The following is a 14,068-nucleotide window of genomic DNA, read 5'->3' as shown; positions in this document are numbered from 1 at the left end:
ATTGCTTGAGGAATTGATACATGCACCGTCTATTTTTGCTGGCGCTCTGCTTGATGACCGCTTTCAATGCAGGAGAAAGCCGCGCGCAGACCCAGTACGCCCAGAACAACAACCAGTTCACCGTCATCTTCCTGAATGCCTGCAACCGGCAGATCCAGACTGCAATCAACTACCGTGACCTGTCCGGTAACTGGGTCACCAACGGCTGGTGGAACCTCTCCCCCGGTGAATCCGCCACTGTCGCCTTTACCACCAATCGCATCTATTACATGTACGCCGAAAGCATCGCCCCGGTGAGCAGCCGTATCTACTGGCGCGGCGCCGTGCGCCACTTCCATATTCGCGGCTCGTCGAACACCTATGGCTTTCGCCAACGCACAATGGACATGAACAACTGGGGCCGCTGGACGGAACGCTTTACCTGCAACTAGGCCGGGCCGCCTCAAACCGTGGTATCCTCGGAAAAGGTCCCGGACCAACCGGGACCGATTCTGGAGGAGAAACTCATGTCTTTCATCCGTTTTCCCGCCCTCGCGGCGGCTTTTTTCATTTTTGCCACCCCGACACTTTCCGAAACCGTGAATGCCGCCGGCGTGGGTCACGGCTCATCCACCGCCACGCCGATGCCGGTGACCGACAGCCTCGTCGTGGTGCATGCCACCTCGATGTACGAGCGTTTCGAAACCGAGGACCCGACGAATCCTTTCGCCAGCGCAAAGGGCCCCTGTTTCGGCGCGATCCTCATCGACAAGGGCACGGTCTCTGGCGACGGTCTTTGCCATTACACGGATGGCGACGGTGACGTGGCCGTGATCAAATGGGTTGCCAATGGCATCGATGCCGAAGGCCGCACACAAGGGGACTGGATGGTCCTGGGCGGCACCGGCAAATGGGCCACGATGACCGGTGGCGGGACATTCGACGCTGGCGGCGATCCCTATACCAACCGGGTCGCCGGCGAAATGACCCGGAACTGACCGCACGGACCGGGGCCGACAGGCCCCGGAAAGCTGCCCTCTGTCGGGCGATCGAACACCGCCAATGGCATCGGTGGCATTCTGATCTTTCTTGCTCCGACTCAGCAAACCTGCGATATTTAGTACCGCTACGTTACCACTATCGCCTACCTGTCTCCGTTCACCGGCGTCAGCGCAACCGATACTGCTCTGACATTGCCGGGCCGCAGCACTTCCGCGTGCGGCAACAACTCAGGAGACCACGGAATGGCCACTGGCACCGTGAAATGGTTCAACACCACCAAAGGCTACGGCTTCATCGCGCCCGAGGACGGCGGCAAGGATATCTTCGTCCACATCTCTGCTGTCGAGCGTTCGGGCCTGACCGGCCTGCAGGACAACCAGAAAGTCAGCTTCGAGCTGCGCACCGGTCGTGACGGCCGCGAAAGTGCGTCGGACATCGAACTGCTCTGATCGACGCCGCCCGGGGTCGTCAGGCTTCGGGCGGAACCATCCTCTTGTTGCCCTCCTCGTCGAGGGCAACATAGGTAAAGACCGCCTCGGTCACCTTCTCGCACTTGCCGATCCGGTTTCGGATCACCCAGGCCTCCAGCCCGATCCCCATCGAGGTCCGGCCCACCCGCGCGACCCAGCCATAAATCTCCAGCACGTCGCCGATCCGCACCGGGCGGATGAATTTCATTGCATCCACGGCCACCGTGGCCACGCGCCCCTGCGCCCTCTCTCCTGCGATGATACCGCTGGCCAGATCCATCTGGCTCAGCACCCAGCCGCCAAAGATATCGCCGCTGACATTTGCATCCGCCGGCATGGCCAGCGTGCGCAGGGTCGGATTGCCCTTGGGCGTCACCTGTTCCATTCCCTGTCTCCTTTCCGTCCCGCGCGGTCCCACGTACCGCATCTGCCCTCAGCCTAGCCGGTTTTGTACAAAACGTCAGAAACCGCGTACGTTTTGTACGTTTTGTACAGGCCACCGCCAGCCCACTGCCCCCTTGCACTCTGCCCCCGGGGGCGGTTTCATGGTCGGGTATTCCGGAGGGTCCCCCATGCTGCGCAACATCCCCGCCATCCTCTCACCCGAGATTCTGTACAGCTTGCGGGCCATGGGACACGGCGATGACATCGTGATCGCGGATTGCAATTTTCCAGCCTACTCAATGGGATGCAAGGTGCACCGCCTGGACGGCCTGTCCGCCACCCAGGTCCTGCAGGCGGTCCTGACGCTCTTGCCGCTGGACAGTTTCGTCAAGGACCCGGCCCATACCATGCAGGTGGTCGGCGACGCCGAGGCGATTCCCGAAATCATCAAGGAATTTCAAGACATTATAGATGGGAATGCGGACAACCCCGCACCCATCGCAACGCTGGAACGCTTTGCCTTCTACGAGCGGGCCAAGACCGCGTTCGCCGTGATTCAGACTGGGGAATCAAGGCTTTACGGAAACATCATCCTCAAGAAGGGCGTTATTCCTCCAAACTGAACTGGCCGGTATGGTTTTCGTGACTGTCGGAAATGGGCGCCTTCCCCCATCTTCAGAGACAGGAAAAGGAGACCCGCCATGACCAAGCACAACCAGCCCCGTCCCGCAGAGCCCACCACCCCGGTTCCCGGCCAGACCAAGCCCAAGACCTACCAGTTCACCGACTGGGCCGCGTTCTGAGAATTTCGACCAACCCATTGATGCAAAGCGTTTTTCCCGGGAAGATCCGGGGTGGATGCAAGACCAGCGGCCCATTTGTACCCGCACCGGGACCTCGGCGAGCGCGCCGCCAGAGCCGCCCGGACATCCCGATCAGAGCCCTGCGATGTCCCGCAGGTTCGCCACGATCCCCTCGACCCCTTCCCCGCCCTTGAGCGCAGAAAAAACGAACGGCCGACCCGCGCGGACCCGCGTCGCATCGCGTTCCATCACCTCCAGCGAGGCACCGACGTAGGGCGCCAGGTCGGTCTTGTTGATGACCAGCAGGTCCGACCGCGTGATCGCCGGTCCGCCCTTGCGCGGAATCTCTTCTCCGGCAGCAACATCAATGACATAGACCGTCAGATCCGCCAGTTCTGGGCTGAAGGTGGCCGACAGGTTGTCGCCCCCGGATTCGATCAGGACGATCTCGACCTCCGGATGCCGCTTCCGCATTTCGGCCACCGCGGCCAGGTTGATCGAGGCATCCTCGCGGATCGCCGTATGCGGGCAGCCCCCGGTTTCGACGCCGATCACCCGGTCGGCAGGCAGGATCTGCATCCGCATCAAGGCCTCGGCGTCCTCTTGCGTGTAGATATCGTTGGTGATCACCCCGATCGAAAAATCATCCTTCAGCCGTTCGGCTAGCCGCGCGGTCAGGGTGGTCTTGCCAGCGCCGACGGGCCCGCCGATGCCGATCCGCAAGGGGCCGTTCATCCGTGTCATGACTGGAATAGCCTCGGTTCAAGTGTTTCGTGTTTCATGGAGGCGACATCGGACAGGAAGGCGCAGGAGGCCATGTCCTCAAGTGTCAGCCCCTCGGTTCCGGCGGCCAGTTCGGCGCAGAGCGGGGCCAGGCGCGCCAGCACACCCTGCGCCGCCGTCTGCCCCAGGGGCATCAGCCGCTGTGCAGCGGAGACAAGGTTGCCCGCGAAGGACTGTAGATAGAGCGCGGCCACCGGCTCCACCGACATATCCATCTGCCGCGCCGCTTCGCCCAGCGCCACGGGCAAGAGCATCGGCGGCAGGTCGAGGTCCCAGACATCTGCCGTCACCTGCACAAAGGCCGTGCCCTGGCGCTCTGCCTCGCGCAGCCGCTCACGCGATGGCTGCCAGGCGCGGGCCAGCGCATCAAGCTCGGCCACGGACCGATCCCCCTGCCACGCCAGCCGGATCCACAGCGCATCCGCCTTGCCCGACCCCTCTGCCAGAATATCCGTCAACCAGGACTGCAGCGACACTTCATCCGTCACCCAACCTTGCCGCACGGCACTTTCCAGCCCGTGCGACCAGGCAAAGGCCCCCACCGGGTAGGCCGGGGACAACCATTGCGTCAGCGTCAGCAGGCGCGGATCAATGGGCATGGGCGGTGTGGCCGTGCTCGTGGCTGTGGGTGCGGCCGTGGCCATAGGCGCCGCCTTCGGGAGTGAAGGGGTGCATCGCTTCTGTCACCTCGGCGCCGAGATGCTCCAACATGTGCCGGATCACCGGATCGCGCCGGATCAGCAGCATGCCATCGGCGATCTGGCAGGGTGTGTGCCGGTTACCGATATGCCATGCCAGTTGCGGCAGGCTTGGCCCGCGCACCTCAAGCACCTCTTCGGTGGCCGCCGCCACTTCGATCCGCCGCCCGTCCGCAAGCAACAGGGCATCGCCCGCGTCCAGCGACGTGGTCTGTTCAAGGTCGACGACAAAGGCCATACCCGCCTCCGTCACAAGACGCTTGCGTCGCAAAAAGCGAGCCTCGTAGTCCAGGACAACGCGGTCCGCCGCCGGGGCCCGCCAGACGCCCGCCTCTTCGAGAACCTGGGCAAGGGGAAGGTCGCTCACTCGATCACCTCGATATTGGAATAGTTGTAGCGATCCGACCCATCCGTGTAGTCGCTGCCCGCGTAGTAGGAAAGGCCGAAGGCAGGCAGGTAGTACAGCAGGTCCACCGTGCCGCTGTCATCCGGCTCATAGCGGATCTCGATCGGGATAAGATCGTATTCGCAGGCGCCGAAGTTGATCTTGGAAAGGGGGCCGAAATCATAGATCTGCCGTTCCTTGTCGAGATCGCCAAGGTTGTTGACGGCCACGTCATAGGCCACCTGACCGCCGGGTTCCGGCACCGCCAGGTCCTCTGCTCGCCCCGGAAAAGCATAGGTGACACGCGTGTCCTGATCCGGCACGCCCTCGACCAGGTCGACCAGTTCGACAAGGTAAACCCCCTGCGCCAGCAGGTTGCGCGTGACCAACCCGTCCGAGGCGGTATAGATCGCCTCGATCATGCCCGGCCCGATGCGGCGGTATTCCTCTGTATCGACGTCATCGACGGTAAAGCGAATGCCCTTGTCGATGTCCGATCCGACGGGACAGCCCCAGGCCACGGGGGCAAGGACGGCAAGACCGACGGCCAGGACCAAGCTGCGCATGTTCAAACTCCAATCGGTAGATCCGCGTCCGGTGACGCCCGGACCAAGATCATGTTGCGGCAGCAACGGGTGGATATCAAGCTACGGCTCGCGACCGTTCAGAACAGGAAATACCGCTGCGCCATAGGCAGTTCGCTGGCCGGCTCACAGGTCAGCAGTTCGCCATCGGCGCGCACCTCGTAGGTTTCCGGATCGACCTCGACCTTTGGCGTGGCATCGTTCAACAGCAGATCCTTCTTGCCGATGCCGCGCGTGTTCCTGACCGCCACGGTCTGTTTGGCCAGTCCCAGCCCGGCGCCAATCCCTTCGGCCTGCGCGGCCTCGGAGACGAAGGTGACGGCAGAATTCTCCACGCTGCGGCCATAGGCGCCGAACATGGGCCGCGAGTAGACGGGTTGCGGTGTAGGGATGGAGGCATTGGGATCGCCCATCTGCGCGCAGGCGATGGTGCCGCCGATCAGCACCATCTCGGGTTTCACGCCAAAGAAGGCCGGGTTCCACAGCACGAGGTCGGCGCGCTTGCCTTCCTCTATGCTGCCGATCTCATGACCGATGCCATGCGCGATGGCCGGGTTGATCGTGTATTTCGCGATGTAGCGGCGCACCCGGAAATTATCGTTGTCGCCGGTTTCATCGGCCAGGCGCCCGCGCTGTTTCTTCATCTTGTCGGCGGTCTGCCATGTGCGGATCAGCACCTCGCCGACCCGTCCCATCGCCTGAGAGTCGGACGCGATGATCGAGAACGCCCCCATGTCGTGCAGGATGTCCTCGGCGGCGATGGTCTCGCGCCGGATGCGGCTCTCGGCAAAGGCCACGTCCTCGGGGATCGCCTTGTCGAGGTGATGGCAGACCATAAGCATGTCGAGATGTTCTTCGAGCGTGTTCACGGTAAAGGGTCGCGTCGGATTGGTGGACGAGGGCAGAACGTGCTCCTCGCCGCAGATCTTGATGATGTCCGGCGCGTGGCCGCCGCCCGCGCCCTCGGTGTGGAAGGCGTGGATGGTACGGCCCTTCATGGCCTTCACGGTGTTTTCCACGAACCCGCTTTCGTTCAGGGTATCCGTGTGGATCATCACCTGCACGTCCATCGCATCGGCCACGGACAGGCAGCAGTCGATGGCGCCCGGCGTCGTGCCCCAATCCTCGTGCAGTTTCAACGCGCAGGCGCCGCCCAGCACCTGTTCCTCCAGTGCGGCGGGCAACGACGCATTGCCCTTGCCCGCAAAGGCCAGGTTCATCGGGAAGGCATCCGCCGCCTGCAACATCCGCCCGATGTGCCAGGGCCCCGGCGTGCAGGTGGTGGCCAGCGTCCCATGCGCCGGGCCGGTGCCCCCGCCCAGCATAGTGGTCAGGCCGGAATGCAGCGCATCCTCGATCTGTTGCGGGCAGATGAAATGGATATGGCTGTCGAACCCGCCCGCGGTCAGGATGCGCCCCTCGCCCGCAATGGCCTCTGTCCCCGGGCCGACGATGATGTCGACGCCGGGCTGGGTGTCCGGGTTACCGGCCTTTCCGATCTTGTGGATGCGCCCATTCTTCAGCCCCACGTCAGCCTTGTAGACGCCCGAATGATCGACGATCAGCGCATTGGTGATGACCGTATCTACCGCGCCCTCGGCCCGCGTGACCTGTGACTGCCCCATGCCATCGCGGATCACCTTGCCGCCGCCGAATTTCACCTCTTCGCCGTAAGGTCCGGTCAGATCCCGTTCCACCTCGATGATGAGGTCGGTATCGGCCAGCCGCAGCCGGTCGCCGGTGGTGGGGCCGAACATGGCGGCATAGTCGGAGCGTTTGATTGTGGCTGGCATCCTGTCCTCGTGCTTGTCATCGGCGGGCCCTCTTCGGGTCCGGGCCGCATCCTATTCCTTGAAAACCTCGTCGACCGGCACCTGCAGGGCACTGGCAAGGGCGTTGGTCTGGTTGGCCATGCCCATCACGGCCAGCAGTTCGCCGTACATCTCGGGCGTCATCCCCTTGGCGCGGGCCGAGGCCGTGTGAGAATGGGCGCAGTAGGCACAACCGTTGGTGCCGGAAACGGCGACGTAGATCATCTCCTTGACCAGCGGATCCAGCGCCCCCGGCGCCATCACCACCTTCAACCTGTCCCATGTCGCCTTCAGCAGCGCCGGATCATGCGCCAGCGCGCGCCAGAAGTTGTTGATGAAATCCGTCCCGCGCACCGCGCGTATATCGTCGAAGACCGCTTTTGCCTCGGCGCTCAGTTCCTCGTCGGACAACAATTTGACCGTTGCCATTACATCCTCCACTTGGGTCCACGCCGAGCCAGTCGCAGCGCGTTGGCCCGAGTCTGGCGATGCAGCGGCCCCAGAGCGGCATCAAAGGGATCGTCCCCCTTCCAGGCCGCCCGGGTCGCCTGTTCCATCGCCAGCGGGAAATTCACCGCCTTTTCGCGCATCATCCGCGCCGTCTCGGCCGGGGTCACGGACCACAGCCCGGCCATCCCCAGAACCCGCATGGCCACAACCGCCTGCGCCTCAGTTGCCATGCAGGCAAAACGCGCGGCGGTGAGCCAGAGATCGAAAGGGGACAGCCGAACCATTTGCCTTACACCATCGCCAAGATGCGCGCCGGGCCGCCACTGCCACGCGCGTGTTTCGGGGCGCCGACGATCAGCGTCGCCCCGGAAGCAGGAACATTGCCCAGGTTGGCGAGGTTCTCGATCCCGTAGCGGTTGGTCGGCAACCAGGCATAATGGGCGTCAAACGTGGCCGAGTTGCCGGGGTCCAGCGACAGTGTATCCGTCGCAATCGCCCGCGCCCCCGTTTCCTCGATCAGCATCTGGGCGGCCTCGACGTGGAAACCGGGGAAATGCATTACCCCGTCGCCATCCGCGTTGCGGAACCCGTCACCGCCAATCTTGCCGGACCAGCCGGAATCCATCGCGACACAGGCGCCTTCGGGAATCTCGCCATGCGCGGCGATCCATGCCTTGAGGTCGTCCGGCGTCACCATCGCGTCGGCATCCTCGGCCGCCCTGGCCGCGATATCCACCTTGACCAGCGGGCAAACAAGGCTGTCGACCGGGATTTCGTCCACCGACTGCCCATCGGCCGAGAAATGCAACGGCGCGTCCACATGGGTGCCGGTGTGCTCGTTGACCGTCAGGTTATACAGGTTGAACCCGTCCTTGGCGAAATCGGCGCCCTTGTCATAGGAAATTCCCGGCACCCCGAAATAGGTCGGAAAGCTCTCGTCGTAGGTGTGGGTCATGTCGACGACACCGCCGCCGCCGTGGCTGGCTGCCATCGCGGGTTTTGGCAGTCCGGCCCCCAGAACGGCCCCGGCGCCGGCAACGGCCCCTGCCCTGAAGAACGAACGCCGCGATAGCATCCGGTCCTTCACGCTTTTCATCACGCAGATATCGCACATGGTCTTTCCTTCCCTGATTGAACCTTACGGTTCCTCAGTCTGTGCCGACTCGGGTGCGTCAGTCCAGCGCGCCCATCACCTGCTGATTGAAACCATAGACCCGGCGAGCCCCCGATATCGGGATCAGGTTAACCTCGCGCGCCTGCCCCGGCTCGAAGCGCACCGCCGTTCCCGCCGCGATATCGAGACGACAGCCGCGCGCGGCCGCCCTGTCAAAGTCTAGCTCCGGGTTGGCCTCGGCAAAGTGGTAATGAGAGCCAACCTGGACCGGGCGGTCGCCGGTATTGGCGACCCGAAGCGTCACCACCTCACGGCCTTCGTTCAGGGTCAGCGTGCCCTCGGCGGGGATCAGCTCTCCGGGGATCATCTCCGCCCCCAGGCGATCAGGCCCGCAACCGCGATCAGGGCCACGGCAGGCAGCAGGCTCAGCCAGCTTTCCGCACCATGCGGATGCATGTGCGAGCCGGGATGCGCCAAGGCGGGGGCGGCGGCCAGCAGTGCGGCGCCGGTTGCGAACAGTATCTTCATCCTTGGTCCCTCGTCTTTCTTTTCTCTGGGCATACTCAAGCTCACCGGATCGGATCGTGAACCGTCACCAGCTTGGTGCCATCCGGAAAGGTCGCCTCGACCTGCACTTCGTGAATCATCTCGGGCACGCCTTCCATGCATTGGTCGCGGGTGATCACCTCGGCGCCCGCCTGCATCATGTCGGCGACGGATCGCCCGTCGCGGGCGCCTTCGACCACCGCGTCGGTGATCAGCGCAATGGCCTCGGGGTAGTTCAGTTTCACGCCGCGGCTCAGGCGCTTGCGGGCCACCTCGGCGGCCATCGCGACCAGCAGCTTGTCTTTCTCGCGCGGGGTCAGTTGCATGTCGTCAAAGTCTCCAGGAAGTCGGCAGGGTGTCCCGGCTCAGCCGGTCCAGCACGGGCAGCAGGCTGCGCCGCAGGTTCAGACTGTCGCGCGCCAGCATCCGCAGGATCAACAGATCCTCGCGCATCAACGACACGCCGCAGGTCTCGGGCAGCATCTCTCGCAGGGGAGCCAGGTGCGCCTCGGCGTCGGGCGCGACATAGACCAGGCTGGCCATCGCCCCCGCCCCACCGCCAAGCGCCGCGCGCGCCATCCGCGCCTCCAGGTCTCCGGTCAGGTGCACCGCGTCGACATAAAGCGGCACGCCCTCGCGCCAGACCTCGATCCGGTCGTCGAAACCCACGTCGTTCAGATGTTCACCCATCGCGCCGCGGCCAAAGATCACCGGCTCGACCAGCAAAAGGCGCGCGTCCGATGCCAGATCCGCCCGCAGGCGGCGCCGCAGACGGGCGCCCTCGAACAGGATCAATTCTTGCGGTAACCAGTGCAGCACCGCGCCCGCATGGGCCGCAAGCCGGGTCTCGACCCGGGCGATGTCGGCACTGGCCTTGTAGGCGCGCTCGGCAGCCTGGGTCGTCAGGGTCAGGTGCGACCCGCGTCCAGCCTCGGCCACAAGGTCCAAACGGTCGCCCCCTGTCAGACCGCCCGATGTGTTGATGAGGATGGCCTCGACACCCGAAGGGCGGCGCGGGAACAATGCCCGGAGACAACCCGAGGTGCGCAACCGGTCGAGCGCCGACCGCTTGTCACGGGACTTGGACGACAGGTCCAGAGTGCCGCGCGCCCGGGGCAGTGTTGCCGCTGCGGCGGCCTCTCCCGTACGGTCCTTGCGCATGTGCAGTGTCATGGTCCCCCCGCGACCTCTTTCGGCACGATACCGCCACTGCAAACGTGTCAATGCAACATGCTTGGGCATCGCCGCAGGCAAATGACCGGATCCGCCGATTAAAAAGTGCGCATCTTCGCCAGTTTCAGCCTAATAATTAGGCATTCACTGTCGCGCCACCGCCTGCCCCTTACCGGCGATTGACCGAACGGCACCTTGGCCAGATGACTCGAGGCGCCCAGGCCGCGCCGCTCGGAAGATGGACGGGAAGGGCGTGTGGCGACCGGTCAAGTTCGCACCTCGGTCAGGCCGCCACACTGGATGCAACAAGTTGTTGCGGGGGAGGACCTAGTCGCTCGGAAACGCGCCGACAAGGGTCACTCGCCCGCGGGGAGACAGGAATGAACCGTTTCACGAAACTTCTGTCCGGTGCTGCCGCACTGGCCATTATCGCGGGTGGCGCAAGCGCCCAGGACTGTACGATCAAGGTCGGTGTGCTGCACTCGCTGTCCGGGACAATGGCGATTTCGGAAACCACGCTCAAGGACACCATGCTGATGCTGGTGGACGACCAGAACGAAAAAGGCGGCCTGCTGGGCTGTGAGCTGGAGGCCGTTGTGGTCGACCCGGCGTCTGACTGGCCGCTCTTTGCCGAAAAGGCCCGCGAACTGCTGACCGTGCACGAGGTCGACGTGATCTTTGGCAACTGGACCTCCGTGTCGCGGAAATCGGTCCTGCCTGTGATCGAGGAGCTCAACGGCCTGCTCTTCTACCCGGTCCAGTATGAAGGCGAGGAATCGTCCAAGAACGTCTTTTACACCGGCGCCGCGCCGAACCAGCAGGCGATCCCGGCCGTGGATTACTTCCTCGAGGAACTGGGCGTCGAGAAATTCGCCCTGCTGGGCACCGACTATGTCTATCCGCGCACAACGAACAACATCCTTGCCAGCTACCTGGCATCCAAGGGCATCCCCGAAGAGGACATCTTCGTCAACTACACTCCCTTTGGCCACTCGGACTGGGGCACCATCGTCGCCGACGTCGTCGCCCTGGGCGAAGACGGCAAACAGGTCGGCGTGATCTCGACCATCAACGGCGACGCCAACATCGGCTTCTACAAGGAACTGGCCGCTGCGGGTATCTCGGCTGACGACATCCCGGTTGTCGCCTTCTCGGTCGGTGAAGAAGAGCTTTCGGGCCTCGACACCGTGAACCTGGTCGGTCACCTGGCCGCCTGGAACTACTTCCAGTCTGCCGAAACCGAAGCCAACGAAGCATGGGTCGCCGCCTGGAAAGCCCGCATGGGCGAAGACCGCGTGACCAACGACCCGATGGAAGCCCATTACATCGGCTTCAACATGTGGGTGAACGCCGTCAAACAGGCCGGCACAACCGACGTGGACGCCGTCCGCACCGCCATGTACGGGCAGGAATTCCCGAACCTGACCGGCGGCATGGCCAAGATGCTTCCGAACCACCACCTGATGAAGCCGGTCCTGATCGGCGAGATCACCGAGGATGGCCAGTTCGACATCATTAGCCAGACCGACCCGGTGCCGGGCGACGCCTGGACCGACTTCCTGCCGGAATCGGCTGTTCTGAAGTCGGATTGGAAGGACCTCGGCTGCGGTATGTACAACACCGAGACCGAGACCTGCGTCCAGATCAAGTCGAACTATTGAACTGACACCCGCCGGGGCGGCCACCGCGCCGCCCCGGCGACCAAAGGTCCGACCGGCAGGGCGGCCCGACCGCCCTGCTCCAATCCCCCTCAATCCACAGGCTGACATATGCTCCGTGCCCTTCTTGCGGTTCTCCTGATCGCGTGGCTGCCCGCGCCCGGCTTCACCCAGGATCTGCAATCGCTCCTGCAAGAGCACCAGGAGGATGTCGCCAAGCCCTCGCGCCGCACGGTCGACCCCGTGCTTGACGCGCTCTCTGCCTCCGGCCTGCCCGGAGTGCCGCGCTTTCTGGAACGCTGGCAGGACAAGGCTGTCTATGTCCGGGAGGACGACGGCCTGTTCTTTTACGTCGAGGAAACGGGCGACATGCTGACCCTGCTGGATCTGACCAGCGGCGATCCCGTCGCGACCGAGGTCGACCCGGACGCGCTCGACCAGGTCAAACCCAACGGCGGCGTGCGCCGTGCCATCGCCGAGACGCTGGTCCAGTTCCAGCTCTCCGATCCCGACATTTCCAAGCGACGCGACGCGGTCGATGCCATCGCACGCGGGTTGGACCCCGGTCAGATCGCCCCGCTTTCCGCCTCGATCGACGGGGAACCGGACGCCGCGCTGAAGACGCGCAAGGAACGCCTGCTGAACTATCTCGTTGCCCGGTTCGGTGACACGCCCGAGGCCCGCATCGAAGCCATCGAGGCGCTGTCCCTGGATCTCAGCGTCGATGCCCGCGCCGTCCTGTCCCAGATCCTCGCCACGCGGACCGAGATCGCCGAAAAGATCCCCGATGACGCGAATGTCGCCCGCGTTCTGGTGCCCGGCACCGACCTGCCAAAGGCCGAGGCCTATGCCATGATCGGCGAAGAGACCGACCTGCCCGCGCTGGTCGACGCCTCTTCGATCCGCACGACGCTGGAAGGTCACGTCGCGGACGGCAAGGTCGGCGGCATCCCGGTCGGCCAGCTTGGCACACCGGACCGTCGCCTTCGCGCCTATGACACTCTGGCAGAGGCCGGCACCCTGCCGCCGCGCGCCACCCCCGGGATCATCGACGAGACCCTTGCCGCCTGGACCATCTACGAGGCTTACGACGAACCCGACCGCGCCATCACCGAGGCCGCCGAAAGAACCCAGGACGCGGTCCAGACCCGCGTCGGCTTGAGCCAGGCGGGCGATCTTGCGCTCGACGCCATCTCGCTGGCCTCGATCTATTTCCTCGCCGCCATCGGACTGGCCATCACATTCGGTGTCATGGGCGTCATCAACATGGCGCATGGCGAATTCATCATGATGGGCGCCTACACCGGCTACGTGGTTCAGCTCTTCATCCCCGATTACACGCTGTCCCTGATTGTCGCCCTGCCGCTGGCCTTTGCCGTCACCTTCGGCGCGGGCGTCGCGATGGAACGGCTGGTGATCCGCTGGCTCTACCACCGGCCGCTGGAAACCCTGCTGGCCACCTTCGGTGTCTCGATCGCGCTGCAACAGCTGGCCAAGAACATTTTCGGCACCCAGGCCCGCCCGTTGACCTCGCCCGACTGGCTGGACGGCGCCCTGGTGCTGAACGACGTGATCGCCATCAGCTATATCCGCATCGCGATCTTCGTCCTAGCCTTGCTGTTCCTGGCGCTTCTGCTGTTCATCCTGAAACGCACTAGACTGGGCCTTGAGGTGCGCGCCGTGACGCAGAACCCACGCATGGCCGCCTCGATGGGCATCAACCCCGACCGGATCAAGATGATGACCTTCGGCCTCGGCTCCGGCATCGCCGGGATCGCGGGCGTGGCCATCGGGCTTTATGCCAAGGTGACCTCGGAAATGGGCGCCGACTACATCGTGCAAAGCTTCATGACCGTGGTGGTCGGCGGAGTGGGCAACGTCTGGGGGACCCTCGCCGGTGCCTTCATGATCGGCACCCTGCAAAAGGGCATCGAATGGTTCAACCCGTCGAACACGCTGGCGGCGCAGACCTACATGATCCTCTTCATCATCCTCTTCATCCAGTTCCGCCCCAAGGGCATCGTCGCCCTCAAGGGCCGCGCGGCAGGAGACTGAGACCATGCGCACCCTGTTCTGCAGCCACAGCCACGGCGTCCTGATCCCGCCCACGCCGCGCACCACCACCGACACCAGTAACCGCGCCCCTGTTTCTTTGGGCTCGAAATACTCCGGGGGAGGCCGCAGGCCGGGGGCAGAGCCCCCCATTGCCCAACACCGACCCTCTGCCC

The 14,068-nt window shown here is 64.1% G+C and carries 19 protein-coding genes; 6 read left to right on the top strand and 13 right to left on the bottom strand.

The window, feature by feature from the left end:
- Positions 1-20: 20 nt before the first annotated feature.
- The 3 genes from KZZ07_RS03660 to KZZ07_RS03650 all read left to right on the top strand — a co-directional run bounded on the left by KZZ07_RS03660 (position 21) and on the right by KZZ07_RS03650 (position 1,430).
- A complete protein-coding gene (locus KZZ07_RS03660) occupies positions 21-431 on the top strand; it encodes a DUF1036 domain-containing protein (protein WP_219512340.1) in 411 nt (136 codons plus the stop codon).
- Positions 432-506: 75 nt separating this feature from the next.
- Positions 507-977: a hypothetical protein gene (locus KZZ07_RS03655; protein ID WP_219512339.1), complete on the top strand. Its 471-nt coding sequence runs from the start codon at positions 507-509 to the stop codon at positions 975-977.
- A gap of 246 nt (positions 978-1,223) precedes the next feature.
- Positions 1,224-1,430, top strand: a complete 207-nt coding sequence (locus KZZ07_RS03650) for a cold-shock protein (RefSeq protein ID WP_219512338.1) — start codon at positions 1,224-1,226, stop codon at positions 1,428-1,430.
- 19 nt (positions 1,431-1,449) lie between these two features.
- Here KZZ07_RS03650 and KZZ07_RS03645 read toward each other — a convergent pair whose 3' ends face one another.
- On the bottom strand, positions 1,450-1,836 hold the full coding sequence (locus tag KZZ07_RS03645) for an acyl-CoA thioesterase (RefSeq protein ID WP_219512337.1): 387 nt from the start codon (positions 1,834-1,836) through the stop codon (positions 1,450-1,452).
- A 187-nt stretch (positions 1,837-2,023) separates the two neighbouring features.
- Here KZZ07_RS03645 and KZZ07_RS03640 point away from each other — a divergent pair, with 187 nt between their 5' ends.
- The gene (locus KZZ07_RS03640; protein ID WP_219512336.1) at positions 2,024-2,458 is read left to right on the top strand and encodes an RbsD/FucU family protein; all 435 of its coding nucleotides are present in this window, start codon (positions 2,024-2,026) and stop codon (positions 2,456-2,458) included.
- 312 nt (positions 2,459-2,770) lie between these two features.
- Here KZZ07_RS03640 and ureG read toward each other — a convergent pair whose 3' ends face one another.
- The 12 genes from ureG to KZZ07_RS03580 form a co-directional block, all read right to left on the bottom strand.
- Positions 2,771-3,382, bottom strand: coding sequence for an urease accessory protein UreG (gene ureG / locus KZZ07_RS03635; RefSeq protein ID WP_219512335.1), 612 nt, complete (start codon positions 3,380-3,382; stop codon positions 2,771-2,773).
- Complete coding sequence (locus KZZ07_RS03630; RefSeq protein WP_219512334.1) at positions 3,379-4,020, bottom strand: urease accessory protein UreF; 642 nt, start codon at positions 4,018-4,020, stop codon at positions 3,379-3,381. Before KZZ07_RS03630 ends, ureG begins: the two co-directional genes overlap by 4 nt.
- Positions 4,010-4,486 carry an urease accessory protein UreE gene (locus tag KZZ07_RS03625; protein WP_219512333.1) on the bottom strand — a complete coding sequence of 159 codons (477 nt, stop codon included), beginning with the start codon at positions 4,484-4,486 and terminating at the stop codon, positions 4,010-4,012. The genes KZZ07_RS03630 and KZZ07_RS03625 overlap by 11 nt, the downstream gene beginning before the upstream one ends.
- Entirely contained in the window at positions 4,483-5,070 is a 588-nt protein-coding gene (locus KZZ07_RS03620) for a hypothetical protein (RefSeq protein ID WP_219512331.1), read from the bottom strand. The genes KZZ07_RS03625 and KZZ07_RS03620 overlap by 4 nt, the downstream gene beginning before the upstream one ends.
- 98 nt (positions 5,071-5,168) lie before the next feature.
- Positions 5,169-6,881, bottom strand: coding sequence for an urease subunit alpha (gene ureC / locus KZZ07_RS03615; RefSeq protein WP_219512330.1), 1,713 nt, complete (start codon positions 6,879-6,881; stop codon positions 5,169-5,171).
- Positions 6,882-6,932: 51 nt separating this feature from the next.
- Positions 6,933-7,328 carry a carboxymuconolactone decarboxylase family protein gene (locus KZZ07_RS03610; RefSeq protein ID WP_043135949.1) on the bottom strand — a complete coding sequence of 132 codons (396 nt, stop codon included), beginning with the start codon at positions 7,326-7,328 and terminating at the stop codon, positions 6,933-6,935.
- Entirely contained in the window at positions 7,328-7,633 is a 306-nt protein-coding gene (locus KZZ07_RS03605; RefSeq protein WP_255564147.1) for an antifreeze protein, read from the bottom strand. The genes KZZ07_RS03610 and KZZ07_RS03605 overlap by 1 nt, the downstream gene beginning before the upstream one ends.
- Before the next feature lie 5 nt (positions 7,634-7,638).
- Positions 7,639-8,463 carry a cyclase family protein gene (locus KZZ07_RS03600; protein WP_219512329.1) on the bottom strand — a complete coding sequence of 275 codons (825 nt, stop codon included), beginning with the start codon at positions 8,461-8,463 and terminating at the stop codon, positions 7,639-7,641.
- 58 nt (positions 8,464-8,521) lie between these two features.
- On the bottom strand, positions 8,522-8,830 hold the full coding sequence (locus KZZ07_RS03595; protein ID WP_219512328.1) for an urease subunit beta: 309 nt from the start codon (positions 8,828-8,830) through the stop codon (positions 8,522-8,524).
- Complete coding sequence (locus tag KZZ07_RS03590; RefSeq protein WP_219512327.1) at positions 8,827-8,991, bottom strand: hypothetical protein; 165 nt, start codon at positions 8,989-8,991, stop codon at positions 8,827-8,829. Before KZZ07_RS03590 ends, KZZ07_RS03595 begins: the two co-directional genes overlap by 4 nt.
- A 41-nt stretch (positions 8,992-9,032) precedes the next feature.
- Positions 9,033-9,335 carry an urease subunit gamma gene (locus tag KZZ07_RS03585; protein ID WP_219512326.1) on the bottom strand — a complete coding sequence of 101 codons (303 nt, stop codon included), beginning with the start codon at positions 9,333-9,335 and terminating at the stop codon, positions 9,033-9,035.
- Positions 9,336-9,339: 4 nt separating this feature from the next.
- A complete protein-coding gene (locus tag KZZ07_RS03580; RefSeq protein ID WP_255564146.1) occupies positions 9,340-10,182 on the bottom strand; it encodes an urease accessory protein UreD in 843 nt (280 codons plus the stop codon).
- Between the two features lie 380 nt (positions 10,183-10,562).
- Here KZZ07_RS03580 and urtA point away from each other — a divergent pair, with 380 nt between their 5' ends.
- Positions 10,563-11,843: an urea ABC transporter substrate-binding protein gene (urtA, locus tag KZZ07_RS03575; RefSeq protein WP_219512325.1), complete on the top strand. Its 1,281-nt coding sequence runs from the start codon at positions 10,563-10,565 to the stop codon at positions 11,841-11,843.
- 108 nt (positions 11,844-11,951) lie between these two features.
- Positions 11,952-13,895 (top strand): urea ABC transporter permease subunit UrtB, encoded by a 1,944-nt coding sequence (gene urtB, locus KZZ07_RS03570; RefSeq protein WP_219512324.1) that lies wholly within the window; start codon positions 11,952-11,954, stop codon positions 13,893-13,895.
- Positions 13,896-14,068: the final 173 nt, after the last annotated feature.

It is taken from the genome of Mameliella sp. CS4, from assembly GCF_019392335.1.
Classification (GTDB): Bacteria; Pseudomonadota; Alphaproteobacteria; order Rhodobacterales; family Rhodobacteraceae; genus Antarctobacter.
This window is presented reverse-complemented; position numbering and strand designations above follow the sequence as displayed.

Coding starts and splice junctions, on each gene's coding strand:
- KZZ07_RS03610 (WP_043135949.1), bottom strand. CDS start 7,328: ATGGCAACGGTCAAATTGTTGTCCGACGAGGAACTGAGCGCCGAGGCA.
- KZZ07_RS03590 (WP_219512327.1), bottom strand. CDS start 8,991: ATGAAGATACTGTTCGCAACCGGCGCCGCACTGCTGGCCGCCGCCCCC.
- KZZ07_RS03595 (WP_219512328.1), bottom strand. CDS start 8,830: ATGATCCCCGGAGAGCTGATCCCCGCCGAGGGCACGCTGACCCTGAAC.
- KZZ07_RS03620 (WP_219512331.1), bottom strand. CDS start 5,070: ATGCGCAGCTTGGTCCTGGCCGTCGGTCTTGCCGTCCTTGCCCCCGTG.
- urtB (WP_219512324.1), top strand. CDS start 11,952: ATGCTCCGTGCCCTTCTTGCGGTTCTCCTGATCGCGTGGCTGCCCGCG.
- urtA (WP_219512325.1), top strand. CDS start 10,563: ATGAACCGTTTCACGAAACTTCTGTCCGGTGCTGCCGCACTGGCCATT.
- KZZ07_RS03645 (WP_219512337.1), bottom strand. CDS start 1,836: ATGGAACAGGTGACGCCCAAGGGCAATCCGACCCTGCGCACGCTGGCC.
- KZZ07_RS03650 (WP_219512338.1), top strand. CDS start 1,224: ATGGCCACTGGCACCGTGAAATGGTTCAACACCACCAAAGGCTACGGC.
- KZZ07_RS03655 (WP_219512339.1), top strand. CDS start 507: ATGTCTTTCATCCGTTTTCCCGCCCTCGCGGCGGCTTTTTTCATTTTT.
- KZZ07_RS03660 (WP_219512340.1), top strand. CDS start 21: ATGCACCGTCTATTTTTGCTGGCGCTCTGCTTGATGACCGCTTTCAAT.
- KZZ07_RS03585 (WP_219512326.1), bottom strand. CDS start 9,335: ATGCAACTGACCCCGCGCGAGAAAGACAAGCTGCTGGTCGCGATGGCC.
- ureG (WP_219512335.1), bottom strand. CDS start 3,382: ATGACACGGATGAACGGCCCCTTGCGGATCGGCATCGGCGGGCCCGTC.
- KZZ07_RS03580 (WP_255564146.1), bottom strand. CDS start 10,182: ATGACACTGCACATGCGCAAGGACCGTACGGGAGAGGCCGCCGCAGCG.
- KZZ07_RS03640 (WP_219512336.1), top strand. CDS start 2,024: ATGCTGCGCAACATCCCCGCCATCCTCTCACCCGAGATTCTGTACAGC.
- KZZ07_RS03630 (WP_219512334.1), bottom strand. CDS start 4,020: ATGCCCATTGATCCGCGCCTGCTGACGCTGACGCAATGGTTGTCCCCG.
- KZZ07_RS03605 (WP_255564147.1), bottom strand. CDS start 7,633: ATGGTTCGGCTGTCCCCTTTCGATCTCTGGCTCACCGCCGCGCGTTTT.
- ureC (WP_219512330.1), bottom strand. CDS start 6,881: ATGCCAGCCACAATCAAACGCTCCGACTATGCCGCCATGTTCGGCCCC.
- KZZ07_RS03600 (WP_219512329.1), bottom strand. CDS start 8,463: ATGTGCGATATCTGCGTGATGAAAAGCGTGAAGGACCGGATGCTATCG.